The sequence below is a fragment of the Streptomyces sp. URMC 129 genome (assembly GCF_051386415.1).
Taxonomy (GTDB): domain Bacteria; phylum Actinomycetota; class Actinomycetes; order Streptomycetales; family Streptomycetaceae; genus Streptomyces.
Map to the genome: position 1 here is coordinate 48,502 of NZ_JBPQTQ010000006.1, position 22,167 is coordinate 70,668.

Genomic DNA, 22,167 nt, shown 5'->3' on the forward strand with positions numbered 1-22,167 from the left:
GTTCTCACCCGTTGGCGCCATGAACACAGCGTTTGGCATGTGATTTCCTTCATTGATGTCGAGGGCACGCATCGAACGTGACCGGCAGCGCTTCCAAGCCGCGGATCGTGAGGCTGCGCATCCATCGCAACTGCTCAATCGGTACGGCCAGGGCGAGACCGGGCAACCTGCGCAGCAGCGCTTCGAACGCGATCCGGGTCTCCAGCCTGGCCAGGGGAGCACCGAGGCAGAAGTGCGCACCACGTCCGAACCCCACGTGTCCGTTCTCGGCGCGGGTGACATCGAATTGGTCCGGTGCCATGAACCTCGCCGGATCCCGGTTGGCCGACGCCAGCGACAGGAGCACCGGATACCCCTTCTCGATGCGGGTACCGGCAATCTCGATGGGTTCCAGCGGGAAACGCCACGTCGCCGTCTCGAAGGATCCGTCGTACCGGATCATCTCCTCCAGAGCCGAATCCAGCAGATCCGGTCGCTCCCGCAGCAGCGCAAGTTGGTCGGGGTGGCGTAGCAGAGTGAGGATGCCGTTCCCGATGAGATTCACTGTCGTCTCGAAGCCCCCGACCAACAACAGGGACAGCATGGACAGCAGTTCTGTTTCATTCAGCCTGTCGTCGGCATCCCGGGCCGCGATCAGGGCGTCGACCAGACCGTCGGCCGGCTCGCGTCGGCGCCTCGCGACCAGCTCGGTCAAATAGCCGAGGAGGTCGCGGAGTCCGACCGGCCGCGCGTCCTCTTCCCCGGTGGGGTCGGCAGCAGTCTTGTTCGTCCACCGCCGGAAATCCTTTGTCCAGCGGCGAAACACCTCCTGGTCCGCCGTCGTCACTCCCAGCAGCTCGCAGATCACCGTGATCGCCAACGGGAACGCGAACTCGGTGACCAGGTCGACACGGCCCCTCGGTACGATCTCGTCCAGAAGCCCGTCCGTGATGTGCTGTACCTGGCCACGGAGGCCCTCGATCCGGCGGGCGGTGAAGGCGGTCGAGACCAGCCGACGCAGCCGTGCGTGTTCGGGCCCGTCAGTGGTCAGAAGGTGCGTCCCGAGTCCGGTCCGATCCTCCAGCGGCCGTCCCTTGCCCGCTTCCCGCCAGTCGGCCGGTGCGGTGCGTGGGTCCTTGCTCATCCTGGGATCGGACAGCAACATCCGCACGTCCTCGTACCGGGTCACCAGCACTCCGTAAAGGCCTTCGCCCTCCAGGACATGCCGAACCGGCTCCTCCGCACGCAGCCATGCGTACTTGGGATAGGGATCGTCGCCGAAGTCCACCGTTCGCCTCCTCTGCTTTGGTAAGCATCTCGACACCCGCCGCTACGACGACGTGCGTTCTGACCGCGGGTATAGGGCAAAAGACGCTGCGCCGATCTTCGCGGCACCGGTTCGAGGCGAATTCGTGTCCGGTTCGACCGAGGGGCTAACGAACTCGTGCATGGTTGGCTGTGGCGCGTCGTCCGGCTGGTCGGGGGCTGATGTGATCACGCGGCGCGGCCCGTTGGCTGGGCTGCGGTTTGTTGGTGGGAGAGCAGGGCGGCGACGGCTTGGATGGTGTCGGCGAGGTGTTCATGTCGGCCGTGATGGCGGGCCAGAGAGCGCCAGTTCTTCAGGTGGGCGATGCCGTGCTCGACTCGGATGCGCCGCGAGGAGTGCGCATGGCGCTGCGCTGCCAGCGTCGCCGAGGATCTCGACGGGGGGCCGCTGAGGAGAAGGTCGGCCAGACCGGACTGACGGGCCTGCGTGATGTCGGGACAGAACTGTCGGGCCGGGCATGACCGCAGAACAACCGCCGCCCGGCGGAGTCGGTGACGACCATCGCCTTGACCGCATTCTGCTTGCTCTTGCCGGAGGTGAACCGGTCCCGCTCCGGGCGCCCGACCGCCGGCCTGCGGACCCGGACCTCGGTGGCGTCCAGGATCGCGGCCTGGCCACCGGCCCCGAGGTGCGCGACGACATCGGCCAGAGAGCAGCCGCAGGCAAGGGGCGACAGTGCAGCCGCGCATCGCCGGCAAGGGCCGCACCTCACCGATCGCCCGCGTGATGGTGGAGCGGTCCACGGCGAACCAGCAGGCCAGTAGGTCATGGGTGGTGCCGTGCCGCAGGTGGACCAGGGTGGCCAGCAGCCGGTCAACGAAGACCAGCCGGTGCTTCGCTCCGGCGCCGACAGCCCGCCGCCGGGGCCGCGCGGCAAGCCTGGACCGGTGACGTTCCTCCCACAACGGGCCCACCTCGACGATGAGTTCAGCGATCACTTCCGTGGACAGCCCCGTGATCCGCCGAGTCCCGACGATCACCGCCCGCGCTACGTTCCCCACCACGCACAGCTCAACGACCAGCCCGAAGCCGTTGCCGCTGGAACTGTCCGACCAGGAATACCGGGTGCTGCGGGGCTGGTCGCGGCAACGGACGGCGGCCCAGTCACTGGTGTTGCGCTCGAAGATCGTGCTGGCGTGTGCGGAGGGCGGGACCAACTCGCACGTCGCGGACATGCTGGGCGTCTCGCGGGAGACGGTGCGCAAGTGGCGGTCCCGGTTCCTCACGGACCGGCTGGAAGGGCTGATGGACCAGCCGCGCCCGGGAGCGCCACGGAAGATCACCGACGAGCAGGTCGAGGCGGTGAGCGCCACGACCCTCGACCAGGCCCCCCGAAGGGCGACACGCACTGGTCTGAAGCCCCACATCGTGCAGACCTGGAAGCTGTCCACCGACCCGCAGTTCGTGAGCAAGGTGCGCGACGTGGTGGGCGTCTACCTCTCCCCACCCGAGAACGCCCTGGTCCTGGCGGTCGATGAGAAGTCGCAGATACAGGCCCTGGACCGCACGCAACCCGTGCTGCCGCTGGCGCCCACCACGCCGGCGCGTATGGCGCACGACTACGTCCGCCACGGCACCACCAGCCTGTTCGCCGCCTTTGGACATCGCATCCGGTTCGGTCATCGCCCAGCACTACCGCCGGCACCGGCATACCGAGTTCCTGCGTTTCCACCTGCACTTCACACCCACTTCGGCCTCCTGGCTCAGCCTCATCGAGCGCTGGTTCGCCGAACTGACAACCCGCAAGCTGCGCCGCTCCGCCCACCGCAGCGTCGTCGAGCTCGAGCGCGACATCCGCGGCTGGATCAACGAATGGAACAAGGATCCCAAGCCCTTCGTGTGGACAAGACCGCGGACGAGATTCTGGAATCCCTCACCGCCTACTGCAAACGAGTTAGCGACTCAGGACACTCGCGGCGACCGCTTTCGCTGTCCGGCGATAGCCGCCGACTCTGCTACCGGTGGTGACGGCGGCACAGGATCTGGTCGAGAGCGTCCCGCAGCCGCCTTTTGCTGGTCTCCGCGGCATCTTGCGCGGAGATCACACGGAAGCCGACGAAGCCGTCGGGACGGACGAGCACGGCGCCGTCCTCCCTGATGGTGGCGGCCTCGGCCCACCCCTCGACCGCGTGAGCCGTGATCCCCAGCTCCCGCGCGGCATTGAGCCAGTGGTCGGCCGCGGTCCCGGTGATCAGCGTGAACCCGTCCACAAGGTCCATGGTGGACCGTCCATCCGGAAGCCATCGATGGGGCAGACGGCTGCCCGGTGCGCCGTCCAGCCTGAGATTTTCCATGTCCGACAACGGTTCCGGGTCGATCACCGCGCGCGATGCGTATCGGTACCCGATCACGGGGATCATGATGCCCGCCATGCCGACGGCCGCGCGCTCGGCGGCCCGGCTCGGATCGTGGTCCCAGTGCAGGTCACGGTTATGCGTGCGGATCATGACCTGTTCCATGGTGAACAGTGCGACCGCCCGGCGCTCAACTTCGTAGGTGTCGAGCAGGGCGTCACCACCTGCGGCCAGTTTCCACGCCAGGTTGTGGGCGTCAGCAATACCCATGTTCAGGCCTTGACCGCCGACCGGAGGCACCACGTGTGCCGCGTCGCCGACGAGGAAGACATTCCCCCGCCTGAACCTGTCGGCCACCTGTGCCCTCGCCGTCCAGGGCAACAGGCTGATGATCTCCGGCTCGATGTCGGTGACCCCGGTGGCGTCCCTGATCGTCTGCTGGATCTGCTCGGTGGGTGCGTTCGGATCGCCGTTCGGTATGTGGAAAACCCAGCGGTCCGCGTCGACCTTCATCAGGGTTCCGGACGCCCGATCGTTGCGCAGGGACGTCATGGAGAACGGCGGGGTCGGCAGTTCGGCGCGGAACAACACGTTGAGCATGTGATCGGTGCCAATTCGTCCCGGGCCGGTCACGCCAATGCCCAGCAAATCCCGGGTCCTGCTGCGGCCGCCGTCGGCGGCGATCACGTAATCCCCCGTGACGGTCCTACCATCCGCTGTCGTGACGCTGCCATCGGCTACGGCGACCACCTCGCTGTCGAAGTCCACCTTGCCGCCCAGTTCCCGCAGCCGTGCCAGCGCGGCCCGGTCGACCCGGTCCTGCGGGCAGCTTCCCAGCTTGGCCGGACCGATCTCCGGTGGCTCGAACCTGGAGGTGACGGTGGTCAGTTCGGCCAAACTCGACCCCGTCATCAAACCCCTGACGCGGTCTTCCGTCTCGACCTCGATGCCGGCTTCGCGCAGGATCTCCGCTGACCTGTCGGTGATGCCGAACGCCCTCGGGTGGTCGTTAACCTGCGCCCTGCGTTCCAGCACCTGGACCGAAACCCCCTGGCGCGCAAGCAAGACGGCAGTGCACAGCCCGACGGTGCCGCCCCCGACGATCACCACCCGCATGTTTGTCCCTCCGAAACCGGGAACAGCAGTCCCGTCGCGCTTACACCGTGGCCGTTCGGGTCCGGTACTTGTGCGACTTCGTCCAGCATCGATGGTCCGTCCATCGTCGTCCTCTCCTGTGCGATCCGATCGACAGTCCGGCACGGGCGAACTGGCGCGCCGATAGCAGCTCGAAGACCGCCAGCAGCACGCCGGCCCACAGCAGGGTCGCGGTCACCGGTGGGTCAGCGGCCACGGGGCGCCCGTCCCGGGGGCCGGGATTGCTGACAACACGACGAACACTGCCGGAGTCATCAGCAGTGTGAGCAAGGCGCCGGGTTCGTGGCGCAACTGGAGAAGCTTTCGCCGAGTCGGGGTCCAGCCGTCAGCCAAGACACCCACCAGCCGAGTACAGTGAAACGCGATTTTCGCCAACTGCGGACGACGTACGCAACTAGCAGCTCTACGCGCGCGTACGATGGATGTCGTGTCGAACCCGGAACCCATCATCTGGATGCGAGCGGAGAAATCCACGCGAGGTCCGGCTCCGCAGCACAGTCGCGAGCAGATCGCCGAGGTGGCGATCGAGATTGCGGACGCCGAAGGTATCGAAGCGGCGTCGGTGCGGAACATCGCTAAAAGACTGGGCACCGGCACGATGACCCTGTACCGATATCTACCCACCAAAGAAGACCTGTACGCGGTGATGATCGACCAGGCGACCGGTTTCGACCAGCATGTGCCGACCGGCGATGTCCGCGCCGACCTGACGACCTTGGCACGCCGCCGCAGGCGGGTCTTCCTGCGGCACCCCTGGCTTGCTCCGCTGCTCAGCACCCGTCCAGTCATGGGCCCCAACTTCCTGCGCGGCATGGAACGCGATCTCGCCCTTCTTGCCGGCTGTGGTCTCGACATGGAGCAGGCGGTGGACGTACTCGACCTGATTCACTCCTGGGTCAGCGGTACCGTGCAGGCCCAGCTGGCCGAGCGGGCGGTCACTCAGCGGTCCGGCGTCGATCGGGATACCTGGCGACGGCAAATGCAGCCGTATTTGATGTCCATGCTGGCGACCGGCGAGTTTCCGTATCTGAAAAAGATGATCCAGGCGTCCGAGATCAGCGAGGGTGACGAACGGTTCGAGAACGGCCTGACGACCATCCTGGATGGAATCGAGGCCCGGTACCTGGCGAAAGCCAAGAACGACGGTTCGCTACCCGCCGAGTAACCGCACCGACATCGGATGGCCTTCGACCTCAATGCCTTTCCCTCAGTGGGATGCGCGCAGTTCGACGACGGAGAGACGACCGGCTGGCGTGACCGAGGTGATCTCGAAGCCGGTGGATCCGGCCAGTTGGCCCAGCTGCTCGAGGGTGTGCTGCCTGCCTCCGAAGTAACAGAGCATGCGGAGGTCACCTTCGGTCATGACGCTCTGGTCCGTGAAGTAGTCGACGACGAGCACACGTCCCGTCGTCGACGCCGCGTCAGCGCAGCGCCGCATGATGCGAGCGGCCGACGCGTCGTCCCAGTTGTGCAGGATGCTCGACAGCAGATAGGCGTCCGCTCCGGCCGGAAGCTCGTCGAAGAAGCTGCCGACCACGGCGCTGGCCCGGTGGTCGAGGCCGGCCGCGGCAATGGCTTTCCCGGCACGACGCACAGGGCCGGGCAGGTCGACGACCGTCCCCCGCACAGAGCCATGAGCCTGGAGGATGGTGATCAGCATGCTGCCGTCGCCACCACCAGCATCGACAATGTGACGCAGTTCTCCCCAGGGGTATGCCGCGGCCACGGCTGGTGCGTGCGCCTTCAGCCGAGCACCCATCAACGTGTCGAACGACTCGGCACGCTCGTCGTTGGCAGACAGGTCGTCCCAGAACGACAGGCCGTACTGCTGCGGGAACGCCGGCTCGCCGGTGCGAACCGTGTGCAACAGATGGACGAGGCTCAGCTCGGCGTGCCCGATGGCACCCTCGATGTCGAGCACCGCTCGCATTCCTTCGGGCTCCCCATCACACAGGTAGCGCCCCATGGCCGTCAGGTCGTAGGCAGCGGCCCCCGTGCTCGACAACACACCGGCGACCACCAAATGGTCCATCAGCCGGCCCAGTACATCCCGGTCGGCGTGCACGGCTTCGGCCAGCGCTTCGGCCGTCCGGGTTCCAGCGGCGATGTGGTCGGCCAAACGCAGGGTCGCCGCCACGCGAATGGCCATCGGCGTCAGCAGATCGGCAGCTGCCCATATTCCCCCGCCCCTGGCGGTCTTCACCTCGGCCATAGCTCCTCCTGACTCAACGGTTTTCTGTTCGCCCGACGATGCGTGCCCTCAGAAGCCGGCGCGCTCCTCCGCGTAAGTCTTGGCAAGGCGAAGGTTGATCATGCTGTGACCACTCAAGAGACGCCGCAGAAACCGGCGCGCCTCATCGATCGTCGTCGCGCCGCCGAACAGTGACAGCGCCGAGCGCTTGATCGTGCTGGTGTGCCGGGCCTCGGCGATGACGCCTTCCCGCGTCTCGGTGAACCGCCAGTGGCCGGTGTGCGCGTCCAGCATCGGGGGCAACGAGATCTGCTTGTAGACAATCAGATTGGGCGGCAGGCAGATTCGCACCGAACGGACGGAGTGCGTACTGCCGTCCGGGCCTTGGGTGTCCATATCGAAGAACTGGATGTTCGGCACGTCCTCGGTCAGGGCGAGCCCCACCACGTGCGGGATGCGTTCGGGCCACAGGTCCGCCCGGTAGAGATAGTCGTAGGCGTCCTCGATGGAACCCGCGACGAACAACGAGTCGGTGAAGGACACGAAGACGTCGTCCAGTTCGGCATGCCGTTCCGCCGTGTCGCGCAGCGTGTCGAGCTGTTCCTTGCTTTCCTGGTCGATCCTGTCCAGCAGCGGGCCGAGGTCGGCGTCACTCGGCGCCTCGATGACGTTGCTCAGCTCGATCCGGATCCGGTTCGGTGCCAGTTCGGTGAACACCCATTCGGCGCGGATCTTGGTGGCCGGCGCATCGACGTCCATGTCCGTCAACGTGATGCGGTGTCCCGGTCGGTCGGTGCGGCGCATGGTCCGCCAAGTGCGGACGGCAGAGTCACCGACCAGCGACCAGTGCTGGACCAGGTCGCCTTTTTCGGTGCTGTGCAGAACTTCTGCGTGCACAGCGGACAAGTGGAACTGTGGCCAGCGCGCGACATCCGCAACCAGGTCGAACACCGTCTCGTAGTCGGCGTCGACGTCTACGCTGTGATCAATTTTCTGCTGCGTACTCGACACAACCAGACACCTCACAAGCGTCGTAGTGTTCTGAACCATCGAAGTCGACCATGTCCGTCCTCGTTCGACCTCGATTCGAGAACCCGTCGAGTCGCCACATGTGGGTCGCCCGCGGCGTCGGCCGGTCATTTATTCGTCGTCGATTCGGCGTCGAAGGGGAGAGCGCAGCCTCGGGATGTGCCCCCAGCCAAACCCCCGCGAGAGTCCGTCCGTGGCGCGGCACAATTCTCGACGGCCAACTGCAAGGAGAGGCATATGCCGAGCACCGTCACCGTCGGCACGTTCGACAGTGATGACATCGCGGACGTCACGAAGATCCTTCAGGAGTTCGACGGCGAGGTTGCGTCCGAGCTGCCCCAGCTGCGCCGCAGGCAGGTCTTCCACTACAGCGATCTCTACGTGCACATGCAGGACTGGGACGTCGCGGACGCGGCCGAGGCTTACCGGATGACGACCACTGACCCCCGGTGCACGAGTCTGAACGAACGCCTCGCGGCCTACTTCGGCGAGTACACCGCAGTGGAGGACTGGGACGGCCCGATCGACCGTCCGGCGGCCGAGCGCTTCTACGTGTGGCCGGCCGAGCATCTGGAGAACCTGGAGCAGACGTACAGCGCGGTGATCGTGAACACCCAGCGGCAGGAGCACATCCCCGAGACGTCGCGGCTGTTCGCGGAATCGGATGCGACCGATATCCCGCAGAGCATGGGTACGCTGCGCCGCCAGATCTATCTCTGGCGTGGGATCTACCTGCACATCCAGGACTTCGCCGACGCCGACCCCAGCAAGGCGATCAGCAAGGTGTGGGCGGACGGCGATCCCCGCTTCCTCCAGCTTGTCGACGACCTGACGCAAATCATTCCGCCGTACGACCCGAACGGCCATTCGTTGGCCACCCGTTTTTACCACTGGGCTGCAGAGGTGTCAGCATGACCGAGCTACCGACCTTCCCTATTCGGCGACAGCAGCCCGGCGTGCTGCCGGCCGAGTACGAAACGCTGCGGGAGCGCGGCATTGGCCGAGTAACACTACCCACCGGCAAGTTGGCATGGATGGTGGTGCGGCCCGAGTACGCCCGGTTCGTACTCTCCGACCCGCGGTTCAGCTCGGACAAGACGAACGCCGCATTTCCCAGGCTGACGCCGACCGGGATGGACAAACTGAAGTACTGCGCCCCGTTCATGATCAATCTGGACGGCGCGGAACACACGGCGTGGAAGAAATTGGTCCTGCGGGAATTCACCCCGGCAGCGCTGGCCCGACTCCTCCCACGCCTGCAGGTCGCCGTGAACGAGAAGATCGACGCGATGCTGAGCCTGCCGGTGAAACCGGTTGATCTGGTGTCGCAGCTGTCGTACCCGATCGGTTGGCAGCTACAGGAGATGTTCGTCGGCGTCGCTGCGGCCAAGTTGCAGAAGATACGGGACAACGTCTGGGCTCTCATGCTCGCCAGGGGCGAGGAAGAGGAGAAGGCAGCGGCCGCAGTCATGAACGGCCACGCAGAAGAGGTTCTGAAAGAGAAGGCAGACAACCTCGGCGACGACTTGATGAGCCACCTGATCCTGCACGAACGCGAAGAGCACGGCGAGGTCGACTGGTTCAAGTTGGCACCCCTGATGATGTCGAACGCCCAGGGCACTCACATCACGACGGGCACGATGATCTCGTTGGGCGTGCTCACTCTGCTGAACCATCCGGAAGAGCGGGCGGCGCTGCTCGCCCAGCCCGACCGGCTGACCATCGCGGTGGAAGAGATGCTCCGGTACTTCTCGATCACCGACGGCACCCCCATGCGGCTGGCCCTGGAAGACGTGCAGATCGGCGACACACTGGTCAAGGCCGGTGATGGCATGGCAGTGCCGACGATGCCCGTCAACCGCGACCCGGCGGTGTGTCCCTATCCCCATCAGCTCAATCTCCAGCGGGAAAAGGCCCCCAGGCACATGGCGTTCGGCCACGGGCCGCACAAGTGCCCGGCGGATCGCCTGGTACCGGAACTACTGAAGATCGTCTACACGGCACTGTTCGAGCGGGCTCCCGCGCTCGCGCTGGCCGTGCCCGAGGCGGAGCTGACGTACAAATACCACTCGATCCAGGCGTTCGGTCCGGCCGAAATGCCGATCACCTGGTAAATGTGCCAGCCGTCTGCGCGCCTCGCCAGCGGGCGCGGCGGCCCTGGGTGGATGTGCGATGCGGACCGTTAAGTCCCGCTTGATACGAGATGGATCGACAACCGAAGGTTGACGGCATGACCCAGACTACTCCGCCAGTGAGGCTCGACGACCTGATCACAACGATTACCAAGAGCAACACTGACGTCCTCGACCAACTGACCGAAGCCGTGGCAATGGCCGACCGCATCGGAGACGTCGCCGACCACCTCATGGGTCACTTCGTCGACAGGGCCCGTCATTCCGGGGCGTCCTGGACCGACATCGGCCGCAGTATGGGCGTCACCAAGCAGGCTGCCCGGAAGCGGTTCGTCGGCAATCAGGCCGCCCCGAGGCCCGCTTTCGACAAGCTCACCAAGCCCGCGCACAACGCGATCGTCGCCGCCATGAACGAGGCCAAACAGGCAGGCAGCGCAGAGATCGTGCCCGCGCACCTCGCCCTCGGCCTGCTCGGCACTGAGGGCACCGCGGTCGCAGCGCTGCGGGCGCAGGGTGTCGACCTCGGCCAGGCGCGAGAGGTGGCAGTGGCGGCCCTGCCGGCGCGCAGCGACGCCAATCCGGTGATGATTCCGTATGACGCCCGCGCGAAGAAGGCGCTCGAACTGACCTTCCGGGCGGCTCTGCGGCTCGACGACGAGGGTGTCGGCACCGGCCACGTTCTGCTGGGATTGCTGGAGGAGGAGAACGGCGGCGCCGGGCTGCTTCACTCGCTCGGGGTCGACGCGGAGACGGTCGAACGGTTCGTGTCGGACGCCGACAAGGAACTGCCCGTCAGCCGGTAGTGGAACCACGCAGAATCTCCTGGCGCGGTGAACTCCTCTGCCGTGCCAGGAGGTTCGCGGTGCCCCCGGTTCGATGTCGGCTCGGCCTCGCGGACCGAGTCGTGGCGCGGCTTTCCCATACCCCGCACAATCGGAGAGATGCTATGACTACCGACTGCGTCGCCCTCGTCACCGGCGCCTCGGGGGCGCTCGGCGCCGCCGTGGCACGCGTTCTCGACCACCGTGGCTACCGGCTCGCCTTGCACTACACCACAGGTGAGGACCGGGCCCGTAAAGTTGCGGCCGAACTCAGCGGATCCCGTATGGTCGTGCAGGCCGATGTCGCTGACTGGGCTACCACTCAGTCCATGGTGGACCAGGTGCGCGCCGAACTCGGCGGCATCAGCGTGCTCGTCAACGCGGGTGCGATCCGCCGCGACGGACTCATGGTCACCCAGTCCGTCGACGACTGGACACGGACCATCGCCGTCAATCTGATCGGCACCTTCCACACCTGCCGCGCGGTGCTCCCGGACATGGTGCGGGCCCGCTGGGGGCGCGTTGTCAACGTCGTCTCACCCGCCGGTCTCATCGGCAGCCGGGGCCAGACGGCCTACTCGGCGGCCAAGGCCGGCGTGATGGGGATGACGAGGAGCCTGGCCCTGGAATGCGGGCGTTACAAAGTGACGGTCAACGCGCTGTCGCCCGGGCTCATGGCCTCCACACTTACCGAGGAGGTGCCGGCCGACATCAGCGCCGCGCTCGTGGCCCGGACCGCCTCCGGACGCATGGGCACGCCCGACGAGGTGGCCCGCGGCATCGAACTGCTGCTGGACGCCGACTACATGACCGGGCAGGTGTTGTGCATCGACGGCGGGATGTCGATCTCGTGACCCTCGCGACGAGATGGACTGCGCTTCGACCTGGAAGTGAGCCCCGTTCGTAAGGCTCGAGGCGAGTGGGCGTCGTGGTTGCGCCGGCCTGGCCCGCCCGAGGCTCCACTGCGATGTCCCGCTGTCGTTGGAGGGCCATCGCCGTCCTGTGCAGCGTTGCCAGGTTCGTCCGATCTGCTGGCTCGGCTCACCGCCGCCTGCCCCGAGATGACCAACTGGCCGTCGCTGTCCGGTCCTTCGCCGAACGTCTGACGCCTCGCGAAAGAATCGCCGACGGGCTCTCGCGCTGGATCGTTCAGGTCCGTGCAGCCTGTCTGCCTGTCCGCATGCCTTCAGTCGGGGCCTGGAGCGAGGCAGCGACGCCGTGAGCGCCGCGCTCACCCTTCCGTACAGCAACGGGCGCGACCGCCAAGGACGTCAACACCAAGACCAAGCGGATCGCGCGACAGATGCACGGACGGGCAGGGTTCACCCTGCTTCGCCACCGCCTTCCTCGGACAGCACCACTCCCCGACACCACCGAATGGGAGACAGGGCCGTTCATTCGACAGGCCCGTCCTCGGTACGCAACGGCTTCGGCCCGCGGCGAGGACGACGAGGGGATCCTCGCCGCCGGCATCGGCCCACGCCGTCGGCACGGACACCACCTCGCCCGCCTCGACACGGTCCACCTTGAGCCTGCCACGATGAGAAGATCGGGAGCAGCAAGCCCACCAGCGTGATGACCAGTGCCGACGGCGAGGAGCCGAGGACACGGCGCTCCGCCGTCAGGCGTCGGAGGGCGGGCCGCACCACAGCGAACACGAACACCAGCTAGAGGATGAAGAGCAGCAGCAGCCATTGGGATCCGGTCACCGCCCCGCAGATCACCACCACGACGGCGAGCAGAGTCCACGCGAGCAGGTCATCGATGGCCGCGGAGGCCAGTGCGACGTTGCCGAGCCAGGTGCGGCTCATGCCCGGTCGGTGAGGATGCGGGCCAGGACAGGGAAGGCTGTCACCGGCATGGAGGGCACCCATGGAGAGGATGAACCCCGTCTTGTTGCCGGTGTGGTGGTCGGCGACGAGATGGAAGGCCAGCGCGCAGCCCAGCCCGAACGGAAGGAGATCGAGCCGGAAGCGATGACGCCGGCCACCATCTTGCGTCCACGCAACACACTGGCGTCCAGGTCTGCCCCGACGGTGAACACGAACGGGCCACACCGACGTTCGCCAAGGCGGTGAGGAAGGGCCGGATGTCTGTCGGAGCGTGGGGCCGATCAGGACCCCGAGGAGCACCTCGCCGATGACCGGCGGTTGCCCGAAGCGGCGGGCGAGCGCCCCGGCCCCGAAGGAGAACAGCGAGATGACGGCCAGGGCGAGCAACATGGCTGAGAGCTGATGAATGGTCAAGGTGTGTCTGCCGATCGGATCGACTGACGCAGCACGGTTGGCGGTCCTTGCACTGCGGGAATCTCCCGGTGGTTCGCCATCTCCGCCGGTCATGCTCGGCTGCGCGGACACAACTGGCGGTCGCCGTGCGGGCCCGTGGTCGAGGCGGAGCACTCACATCCGGACGGTCTTGGGGGTGTCGGTGCCGAGCGGGTCGAAGCCGGTGATGTTAGGGAGCGCCTTGATGCCGGAGATCAGCGTGATGAAACCGATCTTCAGGTTGCCGTCGGGATGCCAGACGTCCTGCTGTGCCCGCTCCAAGTAGATCTCGCGAAGCTTGTTCGGGTCGTAGAAGAACCGGATGAACGACAGGAACTCGTCGTACAGCACGCGGTAGACGAGCTCGTACCGGTCCAGTGCACGCTCGGTGTCGGCCGGGTTCTTCAGCGCGGCTTCCAGGGCGCGGGCGGCCATCCAGGCCCCCGAGGTGCCCAGCCACACACCCTGCGAAAAAAGTGGGTCGATGAACCCGGCAGCGTCGCCCACTGACAGCCAACCCGGACCGTGAAAACTCTTGCACACATGCGACCAGTCACGGGCGGTGCGCAGTCGGTCGACCGGAGCGCCGTTGGCAATCATGGTCTTGGCAACCTCGCTGTTCTCCACCGCTCGGTCGAAGAGCTCCTGGTGCGAAAGCCCCTGGGCGCCTGCCTCTGCCACCAGTGCGGCCGGGAGCACGTGACCCAGGCTCAGCTTGTCCTCGGTCACCGGAATGCCCCAGAGCCAACCTCCGGTCTTGACTGATTCCACCAGGATGTCGCCGCCCTGCCGCCCCTCGGAAAGCGGCTCGTACGGCGTGAAGTAGTTCCAGATGGCGACGTTGCGCAGGTCCTCCTGCCAGGACACTTCTGTCAGCTTGCGCGAGATGGCCCGGGCCTGACCCGACGCATCCACGACGAAACGGGAGGTGACGTGATACGTCTCGCCACCCCGGCGGTACGTCACACCGGTGACCGTGCCGTTCTCGTCGGAAAGCACCGCAGTGACGTGGGCCTGCTCCTCGACATGCACGCCGAATCCCCGCGCGGTGTTCAGCAACAACTCGTCGAACTCGCTGCGGACCACGTGCCACGAGTGGTCGTACAGGCCTGTCTGATCGAACGAGGCACGCCACGGCTCCGAGTCGAGACCCCACACCAGGCTGATCCCGTGCTTCGGCTGGAAGCGCTTGTCCAGCTCGTCGGTCAGGCCTAGTGCCTCCATCGCCGGGATCACCCCGGTGATCATCGACTCGCCGATGTGATAGCGGGGAAACCTCTCCCGCTCCAGCAGCATGACGTTCCGGCCCTTCTTGGCCAGCAGGGCGGCGGTGGTCGAACCCGCCGGCCCGCCGCCGACCACCACGACGTCGTAATCCCGGATGTCGGACATGCGAACCCCTTCCTTGATGGACGGCGACAGCTCCGCCAAGGCGATTGCCTGCGGCGAGTGATGTGGCTCAGGTCCTTCTCGTCCACGGCGGGCCGCAGGGGCGGGAGCCTGCCGGGAGCTCAGGTGGACGATCTCCGGATGCATGGCGACGAGTGGTGCCCCAGCTACGAGAGCGGTCCCTGGCTGATGGCGAAGTGCCGGGCCGGGTCGTTGCGCGGCAGGCGCGTCTCGTCAGCGTGTGGGCACCCGCTGCTGTCTCGGATGGCGAGCACCAGCGGCAGCGCCACGCCGTCACCGCTCGGACCAGGGTGTCTGTCCCCGACCTGCACATCCACGCCAGATGCTCCGCCGTGGCGGGAAGCTCGGCAGGATGTCGGCGCTGGTGTCGCTCATGGATCTCACCTTGCGGTCCCGTCGTCGGGAGCCGATCGGGACCGGGTCGAGGACCGACCGTGCGTGAGCCTGTAGAACGTCTGGACCAAGCCCGCGAGACCCGCTCGATACCGGTCAATTGGCGCGCCAAAAGCGGTATGAACCGCTGACTCATATGGCAGGAGCGGCACGTGGCAAGAGAGGGTCGTCCGTAGCGTGCTGTAGGGCGCCGGCTGGGTGACTCGTGAACCGCTTGCCGACCTATGGCTCTCCCGGGGCGTGTGCCCCATCCCTGGTTCCGGGCAATTCGGGGGTTCGTGTCGGTAACGGCTGAATCGTGGGCCGGTGGCAACGGATGAAAAGTGGGCCGCGCTGTCAGTTGATGTTGGTCATTCCCGGTGGTGGCCGCTGGGACCCGTCCAAGATCGCGGCCAGCCGGGACGCGGCCTCCCGCAGCGCGGGTGCCTTCAGAACGCGGGTGAGGTAAGCCAGTTCAAGAGGTGACGTCCCGGCCCGATGCCGTTGTGGCGGCGTGGTGGTGGTCATGCGATCTCCTCCTCCTGCCGAGGCCGCCTTCCATGACGCCGAAGATCCGGTCGCCATGGCCGAAGCTCTCAACGGCACGTTCAAGGCCGAGCTGATCCACCGCCGTAGCTGGCGCACTCGTGACCAGGTTGAATACGCGATCACGGAATGGATCAGCCGGTACAACCACCGCCGGCTACACTCCCCGATCGGCAACCTACCACCTGCCGAGTACGAGGCAACCTACTACCGTTCGACCACCACTCTGGCACCAACCGGCGCCAGCTAAACCGGACTTCACGAAACTCGGGGCAGCTCACCATCCCGTTTGTGCGAAGCGGCGTTTCGTGCCCTCTTCCACAGGCCCACACGGTCGGATTCATGGAGTGGAATTTCCCGATGGCCGAACAACTCGCGGCTGCCTTGCACGCCGGTGAAGTGACCTCGGCGGAACTGACCGACGAGGCGATCGCCCGTATTGAGCGGGACGACGAGGCGATCAACGCGATCTGTGTGCCGGACTTCGACCGTGCACGGGCCGCCGCGCGCGGTGCCGACCAGGCGCGCGCCCGCGGTGAGGACCGGCCGCTGCCGGGCATTCCGGTGACGGTCAAGGAGTCGTACGACATTGCGGGGCTGCCCACGACCTGGGGTATGCCGCCGCACCGGAACTTCGTGCCGGCCGAGGACGCAGTGCAGGTGTCGCGGCTCAAGACTGCGGGCGCGGTGGTGCTCGGCAAGACCAACGTGCCCCTGGGGCTGCAGGAAATACAGAGCTTCGACGGGATCTACGGCACCACCAACAACCCGTGGGACCACCGTCGTACGTCGGGCGGATCCTCCGGCGGCTCGGCGGCGGCCCTGGCGTCCGGGGTCGGCGCGCTGTCCATCGGCTCCGACCTCGCCGGTTCGTTGCGCACCCCCGCGCATTTCTGCGGCATTTACGCGCACAAGCCGACACTCGGGCTGGCGGCGAGCCGCGGTATGGTCCCGCCGCCCGGGCCGGCCCTGCCGGTCGAGCACGACCTCGCCGTCGTCGGTCCGATGGCGCGCGCTGCCCGCGACCTCACGCTCCTGCTCGACGTCATGGCCGGACCGGACCCGCTGACGCTCGGTGTGGCGTACCACCTGACGCTGCCGCCCGCGCGCCATGAACGGCTCCGCGACTTCCAGGTCCTGGTCCTCGACGAGCATCCGCTCATTCCGACCGGGTCCGCTGTGCGGGGGGCGTGAATCGGGTGGCCGACGCGCTTTGCGACGGCGGCGCCCGCGTCGAATGGCACAGTCCGCTGCTGCCCGATCTGGCCGAAGCCGCGATGCTCTACAGGCAGTTGCTGTTTTCGGGCTCCGTCGCACGTTTCCGTGTCGACGCGTACGAGCAGCTGCGGACCCGCGCCGCCGCACTGAGCGCAGACGACCAGAGTCTCGATGCGGCGCTCCTGCGCGGCATGGTGTCAGCCACCGCGACTGGATCGAGGCGAACAGCCGTCGCGAACTCCACCGCCACGGCTGGCGCCGGTTCTTCGCCGAGTTCGACGCCGTGGTGTGTCCCATCCGAGAATCAGCCCGCTGCGACCAACCGCCATGGAGTAAGTGGCGATAGCCGGGGTTGCAGCCCTGGCCTGCGTGTCGGCGTCGGGTGAATTCTGACCCGGTTTGGGCGGGTGGATTCTGACCCGTCCGTGTCTTGTTTTGGTCGGACCCGCTTGCCCGTCTTCTCCAGTTGCTCAGCGGTCTGCCGCACAGCTTCCACCACGTCACTGGTGATGCGACTGGCCGAACTACTCGAGCAGGAGATCGGTGGCTTCGAGGCACCGAAGTAGGGCTTCGCAGAGGCTCGCCATCGGGCATTTCGGTCATCAGCAGCACCCCCGACGCTGGGTCGTGGAGCGCGCATTCGCCCATCTGCACTGGTTCCGCCGGGCGATGCAGAGGTGTGTCGTTGGCACTGGTGGCCTCGGCTTCGGCGATCCCGACCTCCGTGGCCTGTGCCCCTGCGGCGGTCATGCCTTCGGTACCCGGATCGTGCATCTCCTCGCGCGGGCGGCTGCCAGATCGCCGGCCGTTTGCGCCACGGGCACGGACACTGCGACCCGTACCCGGATCCGCCCGCCATCCGCGCGGTACGCGACCGCGTCAACGGGGCATCTGTGATCGACTTCACTGTCGCGTGTTGTGTCAGCATGGTCCGAAGACCTTCTGTCGTGCTGTGGGAGGCGGGTGGCATTCCGTTCCGGGCAGCGACTGCGCGCCGGCCTCGTCCACGACGAGGAGGGGGTAGCGGCCGAGGGTTTCTGGTTGGGTGGGGACGCGTCCGAGGTGGCGTCCACGGGCCCGGCACGTGGCAGCGTTCCTGACGGAGGCCGCCGACATGGCCGAGGGAGCCGCGTGCGCACTCTTTCTGAGCTGTGGGGATGTGAATGTGCCCCTGGTCGGGCGGACGCCGCACCGGGAGTCGACCACTCCCCACCCCCGCCCCGCGATCGACCCCACTGCGCGACACCACCCGCGCGAGGTGAGGGGGCGGCGCGGGAAACGGCCGGCGTTGCCCTGGCTGTTCAGGGAGATCTCGGTGATGTTCCGGATCAGGCCCGGCTTTCTTCTGCGTGTCCTGCAGGGCGGCGATCATGTCGGCCACACCGAGCCGGTAGTCCCAGTCGGTCCTCGAACATCGGACCGATGAGTTGCACTCCCACCGGCAGACCCTCGTGGGACCGGCCGGCTGGTATGGCGGTGGCGGGCAGGCCGGGCATCGTGGGAAGACCGGCCCAGACCAGCTGGTCGAAGTACGGGTACTCGGCGCCGTCGATGTCGATCCGGCGTTCCCTCGGATCGGGGTTGTGGTCGTGCGGGAACGCGGGAGTGGGCGACACCGCCGCGCTCCGGAGGACGAGTGCCGGGAATCCGAATTCGGCCCCTACGTGAGGACATCGCCGACTACCGGCGCATGGCCGTGGCCGCGCTGGAACGCGCGACGGCCCTCGCCGGTCCCGCCCCCCTGAGCTCCGCGGCCCCCAAGGAACTTCCGCGGCCATCGGGCCGTGGAACGCACCACCACCCAATCCGACGCAGCAGGAGAAAGGACGCGTCCTGCACAAACTCCTCACCGGACTCCGATGTCGGCCATGGCCGACATCGCCCTGACCGCTCCGGCCGCCACCGCCGAGGCGGTCAGCGGGCCCGTCTGCTCAGACGACTACCGGAACGCCGCACGCGACTACTTCTGCGCCTACGACGGAGCCGACTGCGCCGGCCTCCTCGGGCGGACCAACAGCTACGACTCCAACGGGGGCAACAGCTCCGGGCCCTTCCAGGGCGGCGACACGAACCGCGTCGGCGGCGGCAGCCGGGGATCCGGCCGAACGGGCTGCCGCAGCCGGCCTCCGCGTCCACAATGATCCCCGGGCCATGCGTCGTTGGCCTGCGGGGTTTCGGTGGGTACTGGCGGACAAGGGGCGTTATGACGGACGAACGGCAGCGGCGGGCGGCGATCGTCGGGTACTGGCGTGCTGTGGAGTTGTTCAGCCCGCAGAAGATCCCCGCCGTCTCGGCCCGGGACGGGGTGTACGCGGTGGCGCCGGGCCGGGCGCTGCCGTGGGAGGCCGGTCATGAGCTGGGTTCGGTCCCTCTCAGACCGGGCCACGTCTGGCAGCACGTGGTGTACGGCGGCGTGTATTCCCTGGAGCGGGTGCGCGACGTGCTGTCAGAGGCGCTGGGGGAGAGCGGTGAGGACTTCGACGGGCGCATGGACGGCGAGAGCGCCATGTTCGCGTTCACCGTCGACGATCGCGGATGCCTGGTGCCCGACACTCCTGTCTTCTCGACCTGCGCCTGGGCCACCGGGCGAACGGTGTCGCGCGGCACCAGGCCGGGCTGGCTCGATGGCTTCGCGGCCGAAGAGGCGGCGTGGATCGCGCGGGTGGCCGAACTCGGTGAACTCGAGCCGCTCCAGGGGACGGACGCGGTCGTCTCCGCGGGGCCCGGTGGACCGGACACCGGAACTCCCGGGATCCCGGAACGCAGACGCTTGATAGCCGCGAAGCACCTGCTCTCCTTCGCCCACGAGCTGGCCGAGGCGTGGGACGTGACCGACGCGCTCGACCCCCGGACGGTTCGCGTCAGGAGCGTCGCGGTCCGCAGGGACCGTGCGGAGGACGCCGGGCAGCAGGACTTCCTCAACAGCTTCCTCGCCACCGATCTGGATCTGGTCGCCGACGCCCTGCGGGACGACGACCCCGGCGCCGCGCTCGCCGCCTATCTGAGCCCGCGGGGCGCCGTGGACACCGCTGCCCGGATCGACGTGCGGCAGCGACCGGACGTCGTGCTGGACGCGTGCGTCCCGGAGACCCTGCCCGCGGGGCGCTGGCCGGCCGATCCGCGCCATCCGCTCGCGTTGAGCCAGCAGTTCGCCGTCAACACCATCTCCGGCTCCGGACGGTCCGGCCCGTCGGACGGGCTGTTCGCGGTGAACGGGCCGCCGGGCACCGGCAAGACCACCATGCTGCGGGACTGCTTCGCCCACGCCGTCGTGCAGCGGGCCACGCGCCTCGCCGCCCTGCGGCTGCCGTCCGAGGCGTTCGTCGCCGACACGAAGTACACCTGGACAAGCTCGGAGTACACCCGTACCGTTCATCCGCTCCGGCCCGACCTGACGGGCTTCGAGATGGTGGTGGCCTCCGCGAACAACGGCGCGGTGGAGAACATCTCCACGGAGATCCCGGCGCGTTCGGCCCTCGGCGAGGAATGGCGCCTGCAGGCAGACTACTTCGCGGAACAGGCGACCCGGCTGCTGGCGGGCCGCCCCGCCTGGGGCGCCGTGGCCGCACGCCTGGGCAACAAGAAGAACCGCCTGGAGTTTGTCAACCGCTTCTGGCACGGCAAGGAAAGAGTCACCGACGAGCGTGTGACCGTGCCGATTCCGCCCAAACGGGGCCGGGACGACCAGTGGCTGGACACCGGCCAGGGCTTGGCGCACCTGCTGCGCGCCTACGTCGCCACCCCGCGGAAGGGCGTGTGGGTCCGGGCGAAGGCCCGCTTCCGCGACGCCCTCCGTGAGGTCGAGGGGCTGCGCCGGGAGCGGGGGGAAGCCGGGGCCGTCCTCCACGCCCTGCCGGGCGTGCGTGCCGCCGTGGCCGAGGCCCACCAGGTCGTCACCCGGGCCGAGGCAGAGCTGCGCGGGTGCGAGCGGGCCGTGTCCGCTGCCGAGGCGGCTCTCCACGACGCCCAGCGGGCACTGGACGAGGCGCAGCGGGACCGGCAGGCGCACCGCCAGAGCCGTCCCGGCTTCGCCGTCGGCCTGTTCACCCTGGGGAAGGCCGCCCGGACCTGGTACCGCGCTGACGAGCCGCTCGCCGCGCGGGAGTCGGCGGCGCGCGAGCACCGGGAGGAGACCGCCCGGGCGTGCGCCCGAGCGCGGCACGCCAGGGAACAGGCCGCCGACGCCCTCCGCGGGGCACGCCGGGGACGGGACGCCGCCGAGGCGGAGTTGCGTGCCGCCGAGGACACCGCCCGGCGCGTCCGGGCGAGGTGGGGCCGGCACGTGCCGGACGATGCGTGGCGGGCCGACGAGACCGCCCGCGAGCTGTCCGCTCCCTGGGCGGACGAGGAGTTCACCCGCGCCCGCAGCGAGTTGTTCTTCGCCGCGCTCGACCTGCACCAGGCGTTCCTGCGCTGCACGGCGCGGACGATGTACGGGAACCTGATGGCGGCCATGGACGCGGTGGCGGGCTCGATCCCCTCCTCGGTGCCCGAGAGTCACCAACGGGCCGCGTGGCAGAGCCTGTTCCTCGTCGTCCCGGTGGTCTCGACGACGTTCGCCTCCCTGGGCCGGGTCTTCGGCCGCCTCGGCCGCGAGTCGCTGGGCTGGCTGTTCATCGACGAGGCGGGGCAGGCCACCCCGCAGATGGCCGTGGGAAGCATGTGGCGGGCCCGCCGCGCCGTCGTCGTCGGCGATCCCTTGCAGCTCGAGCCCGTCGTGACACTGCCCTGGACGGCGCAGCGCGCGCTGCTCGACGAGTTCGGGGTGGACCGGGAGTGGGCGCCGGGCCGCACCTCGGTCCAGCGGATCGCCGACCGCACCAGCCCGTACGGCACGCTGCTTCCGGTCGAACTGCCCGACGGCTCCCTCGAGGCGTGGGTCGGCTCCCCGCTGCGCGTGCACCGGCGCTGCGACAACCCCATGTTCGCGATCAGCAACGCCGTGGCCTACGACGGCCTCATGGTCTATGGCACCCCCGAGCGTCCTCCCTACCCCTACGCGCCGGGCAGTTGCTGGGTCGACGTCGCCGGTGGGCACACGGCCGGCCACTGGGTCCCCGAGGAAGGCCGCGCGATGCGCCGTATCCTGGAGCGGCTCGCCGAGGAGGGCGGGGTCGACCTCGCCCGCGACGCGTACGTCATCAGCCCGTTCCGCAAGGCAGCCGATGGCGCCAGGGCCGCCGCCCGCGGACTGCTCCCCGCGGACCGGATCGGGACCGTCCACAGGACCCAGGGCAAGGAGGCCGACGTCGTCATCCTCGTCCTCGGCACCGCCCCACAGGCGACGGGTGCCCGCGCCTGGGCGGCCCAGCGCCCGAACCTCCTCAATGTCGCCGTCAGCCGGGCCAAGCGTCGCCTCTTCGTCATCGGCGACCGGACGGCCTGGCAGGACCAGCGCTACTTCGCCACGCTCGCCGAAACCCTCCCCA

15 protein-coding genes and 5 pseudogenes are annotated in these 22,167 nt (G+C 67.9%); 11 read left to right on the top strand and 9 right to left on the bottom strand.

Annotation, left to right across the window (positions count from 1 at the left end; translation table 11 throughout):
* Positions 1-49 precede the first annotated feature (49 nt).
* Both ACSNOC_RS02705 and ACSNOC_RS02710 read right to left on the bottom strand, forming a co-directional pair.
* Positions 50-1,267, bottom strand: coding sequence for a cytochrome P450 family protein (locus tag ACSNOC_RS02705; protein ID WP_436745563.1), 1,218 nt, complete (start codon positions 1,265-1,267; stop codon positions 50-52).
* 206 nt (positions 1,268-1,473) lie between these two features.
* The gene (locus ACSNOC_RS02710; RefSeq protein ID WP_436745564.1) at positions 1,474-2,310 is read right to left on the bottom strand and encodes a helix-turn-helix domain-containing protein; all 837 of its coding nucleotides are present in this window, start codon (positions 2,308-2,310) and stop codon (positions 1,474-1,476) included.
* 28 nt (positions 2,311-2,338) lie between these two features.
* On the opposite strand from ACSNOC_RS02710, the pseudogene ACSNOC_RS02715 reads away from it, so the two are divergent.
* A pseudogene (locus ACSNOC_RS02715) lies at positions 2,339-3,274 on the top strand (helix-turn-helix domain-containing protein).
* Here ACSNOC_RS02715 and ACSNOC_RS02720 read toward each other — a convergent pair.
* Entirely contained in the window at positions 3,262-4,716 is a 1,455-nt protein-coding gene (locus tag ACSNOC_RS02720) for an FAD-dependent oxidoreductase (protein WP_436745565.1), read from the bottom strand. The pseudogene ACSNOC_RS02715 and the gene ACSNOC_RS02720 overlap by 13 nt on opposite strands.
* A 466-nt stretch (positions 4,717-5,182) precedes the next feature.
* Here ACSNOC_RS02720 and ACSNOC_RS02725 point away from each other — a divergent pair, with 466 nt between their 5' ends.
* On the top strand, positions 5,183-5,920 hold the full coding sequence (locus tag ACSNOC_RS02725) for a TetR/AcrR family transcriptional regulator (RefSeq protein ID WP_436745566.1): 738 nt from the start codon (positions 5,183-5,185) through the stop codon (positions 5,918-5,920).
* 42 nt (positions 5,921-5,962) lie between these two features.
* On the opposite strand, the gene ACSNOC_RS02730 is transcribed toward ACSNOC_RS02725, so the two are convergent.
* Together ACSNOC_RS02730 and ACSNOC_RS02735 are read right to left on the bottom strand one after the other, a co-directional pair.
* A complete protein-coding gene (locus ACSNOC_RS02730; protein ID WP_436745567.1) occupies positions 5,963-6,967 on the bottom strand; it encodes a methyltransferase in 1,005 nt (334 codons plus the stop codon).
* 48 nt (positions 6,968-7,015) lie between these two features.
* Positions 7,016-7,957, bottom strand: a complete 942-nt coding sequence (locus ACSNOC_RS02735; RefSeq protein WP_436745568.1) for an aromatase/cyclase — start codon at positions 7,955-7,957, stop codon at positions 7,016-7,018.
* A 255-nt stretch (positions 7,958-8,212) separates the two neighbouring features.
* On the opposite strand from ACSNOC_RS02735, the gene ACSNOC_RS02740 reads away from it, so the two are divergent.
* From ACSNOC_RS02740 to ACSNOC_RS02760, 5 genes and pseudogenes are all read left to right on the top strand, one after another.
* On the top strand, positions 8,213-8,890 hold the full coding sequence (locus ACSNOC_RS02740) for a TcmI family type II polyketide cyclase (RefSeq protein ID WP_436745569.1): 678 nt from the start codon (positions 8,213-8,215) through the stop codon (positions 8,888-8,890).
* Positions 8,887-10,089: a cytochrome P450 gene (locus ACSNOC_RS02745; RefSeq protein ID WP_436745570.1), complete on the top strand. Its 1,203-nt coding sequence runs from the start codon at positions 8,887-8,889 to the stop codon at positions 10,087-10,089. Before ACSNOC_RS02740 ends, ACSNOC_RS02745 begins: the two co-directional genes overlap by 4 nt.
* Before the next feature lie 116 nt (positions 10,090-10,205).
* The gene (locus ACSNOC_RS02750; protein ID WP_436745571.1) at positions 10,206-10,910 is read left to right on the top strand and encodes a Clp protease N-terminal domain-containing protein; all 705 of its coding nucleotides are present in this window, start codon (positions 10,206-10,208) and stop codon (positions 10,908-10,910) included.
* A gap of 143 nt (positions 10,911-11,053) precedes the next feature.
* Positions 11,054-11,782, top strand: a complete 729-nt coding sequence (locus ACSNOC_RS02755) for an SDR family oxidoreductase (RefSeq protein ID WP_436745572.1) — start codon at positions 11,054-11,056, stop codon at positions 11,780-11,782.
* A gap of 162 nt (positions 11,783-11,944) precedes the next feature.
* A pseudogene (locus ACSNOC_RS02760) lies at positions 11,945-12,273 on the top strand (ISL3 family transposase); the annotation flags it as partial.
* Between the two features lie 322 nt (positions 12,274-12,595).
* On the opposite strand, the gene ACSNOC_RS02765 reads toward ACSNOC_RS02760, so the two are convergent.
* The 3 genes from ACSNOC_RS02765 to ACSNOC_RS02775 all read right to left on the bottom strand — a co-directional run bounded on the left by ACSNOC_RS02765 (position 12,596) and on the right by ACSNOC_RS02775 (position 15,502).
* Positions 12,596-13,150: a hypothetical protein gene (locus tag ACSNOC_RS02765; protein ID WP_436745573.1), complete on the bottom strand. Its 555-nt coding sequence runs from the start codon at positions 13,148-13,150 to the stop codon at positions 12,596-12,598.
* Positions 13,151-13,327: 177 nt separating this feature from the next.
* A complete protein-coding gene (locus ACSNOC_RS02770) occupies positions 13,328-14,584 on the bottom strand; it encodes an NAD(P)/FAD-dependent oxidoreductase (protein WP_436745574.1) in 1,257 nt (418 codons plus the stop codon).
* A 747-nt stretch (positions 14,585-15,331) separates the two neighbouring features.
* Positions 15,332-15,502: a hypothetical protein gene (locus tag ACSNOC_RS02775; RefSeq protein ID WP_436745575.1), complete on the bottom strand. Its 171-nt coding sequence runs from the start codon at positions 15,500-15,502 to the stop codon at positions 15,332-15,334.
* 52 nt (positions 15,503-15,554) lie between these two features.
* On the opposite strand from ACSNOC_RS02775, the pseudogene ACSNOC_RS02780 reads away from it, so the two are divergent.
* Positions 15,555-15,770: pseudogene (locus ACSNOC_RS02780) on the top strand (integrase core domain-containing protein); the annotation flags it as partial.
* A 92-nt stretch (positions 15,771-15,862) separates the two neighbouring features.
* Positions 15,863-17,170 (top strand): annotated as a pseudogene (locus tag ACSNOC_RS02785) (amidase); the annotation flags it as partial.
* 896 nt (positions 17,171-18,066) lie between these two features.
* Here ACSNOC_RS02785 and ACSNOC_RS02790 read toward each other — a convergent pair.
* A pseudogene (locus ACSNOC_RS02790) lies at positions 18,067-18,354 on the bottom strand (amidase family protein); the annotation flags it as partial.
* Positions 18,355-18,606: 252 nt separating this feature from the next.
* On the opposite strand from ACSNOC_RS02790, the gene ACSNOC_RS02795 reads away from it, so the two are divergent.
* Together ACSNOC_RS02795 and ACSNOC_RS02800 are read left to right on the top strand one after the other, a co-directional pair.
* The gene (locus ACSNOC_RS02795) at positions 18,607-18,879 is read left to right on the top strand and encodes a hypothetical protein (RefSeq protein ID WP_436745576.1); all 273 of its coding nucleotides are present in this window, start codon (positions 18,607-18,609) and stop codon (positions 18,877-18,879) included.
* Positions 18,880-18,941: 62 nt separating this feature from the next.
* A partial coding sequence (locus ACSNOC_RS02800) for a DEAD/DEAH box helicase (RefSeq protein ID WP_436745577.1) occupies positions 18,942-22,167 on the top strand: 3,226 nt, incomplete at its 3' end.

Coding starts and splice junctions, on each gene's coding strand:
- ACSNOC_RS02720 (WP_436745565.1), bottom strand. CDS start 4,716: ATGCGGGTGGTGATCGTCGGGGGCGGCACCGTCGGGCTGTGCACTGCC.
- ACSNOC_RS02730 (WP_436745567.1), bottom strand. CDS start 6,967: ATGGCCGAGGTGAAGACCGCCAGGGGCGGGGGAATATGGGCAGCTGCC.
- ACSNOC_RS02740 (WP_436745569.1), top strand. CDS start 8,213: ATGCCGAGCACCGTCACCGTCGGCACGTTCGACAGTGATGACATCGCG.
- ACSNOC_RS02745 (WP_436745570.1), top strand. CDS start 8,887: ATGACCGAGCTACCGACCTTCCCTATTCGGCGACAGCAGCCCGGCGTG.
- ACSNOC_RS02750 (WP_436745571.1), top strand. CDS start 10,206: ATGACCCAGACTACTCCGCCAGTGAGGCTCGACGACCTGATCACAACG.
- ACSNOC_RS02755 (WP_436745572.1), top strand. CDS start 11,054: ATGACTACCGACTGCGTCGCCCTCGTCACCGGCGCCTCGGGGGCGCTC.
- ACSNOC_RS02765 (WP_436745573.1), bottom strand. CDS start 13,150: ATGTTGCTCGCCCTGGCCGTCATCTCGCTGTTCTCCTTCGGGGCCGGG.
- ACSNOC_RS02770 (WP_436745574.1), bottom strand. CDS start 14,584: ATGTCCGACATCCGGGATTACGACGTCGTGGTGGTCGGCGGCGGGCCG.
- ACSNOC_RS02775 (WP_436745575.1), bottom strand. CDS start 15,502: ATGACCACCACCACGCCGCCACAACGGCATCGGGCCGGGACGTCACCT.
- ACSNOC_RS02795 (WP_436745576.1), top strand. CDS start 18,607: ATGGCCGACATCGCCCTGACCGCTCCGGCCGCCACCGCCGAGGCGGTC.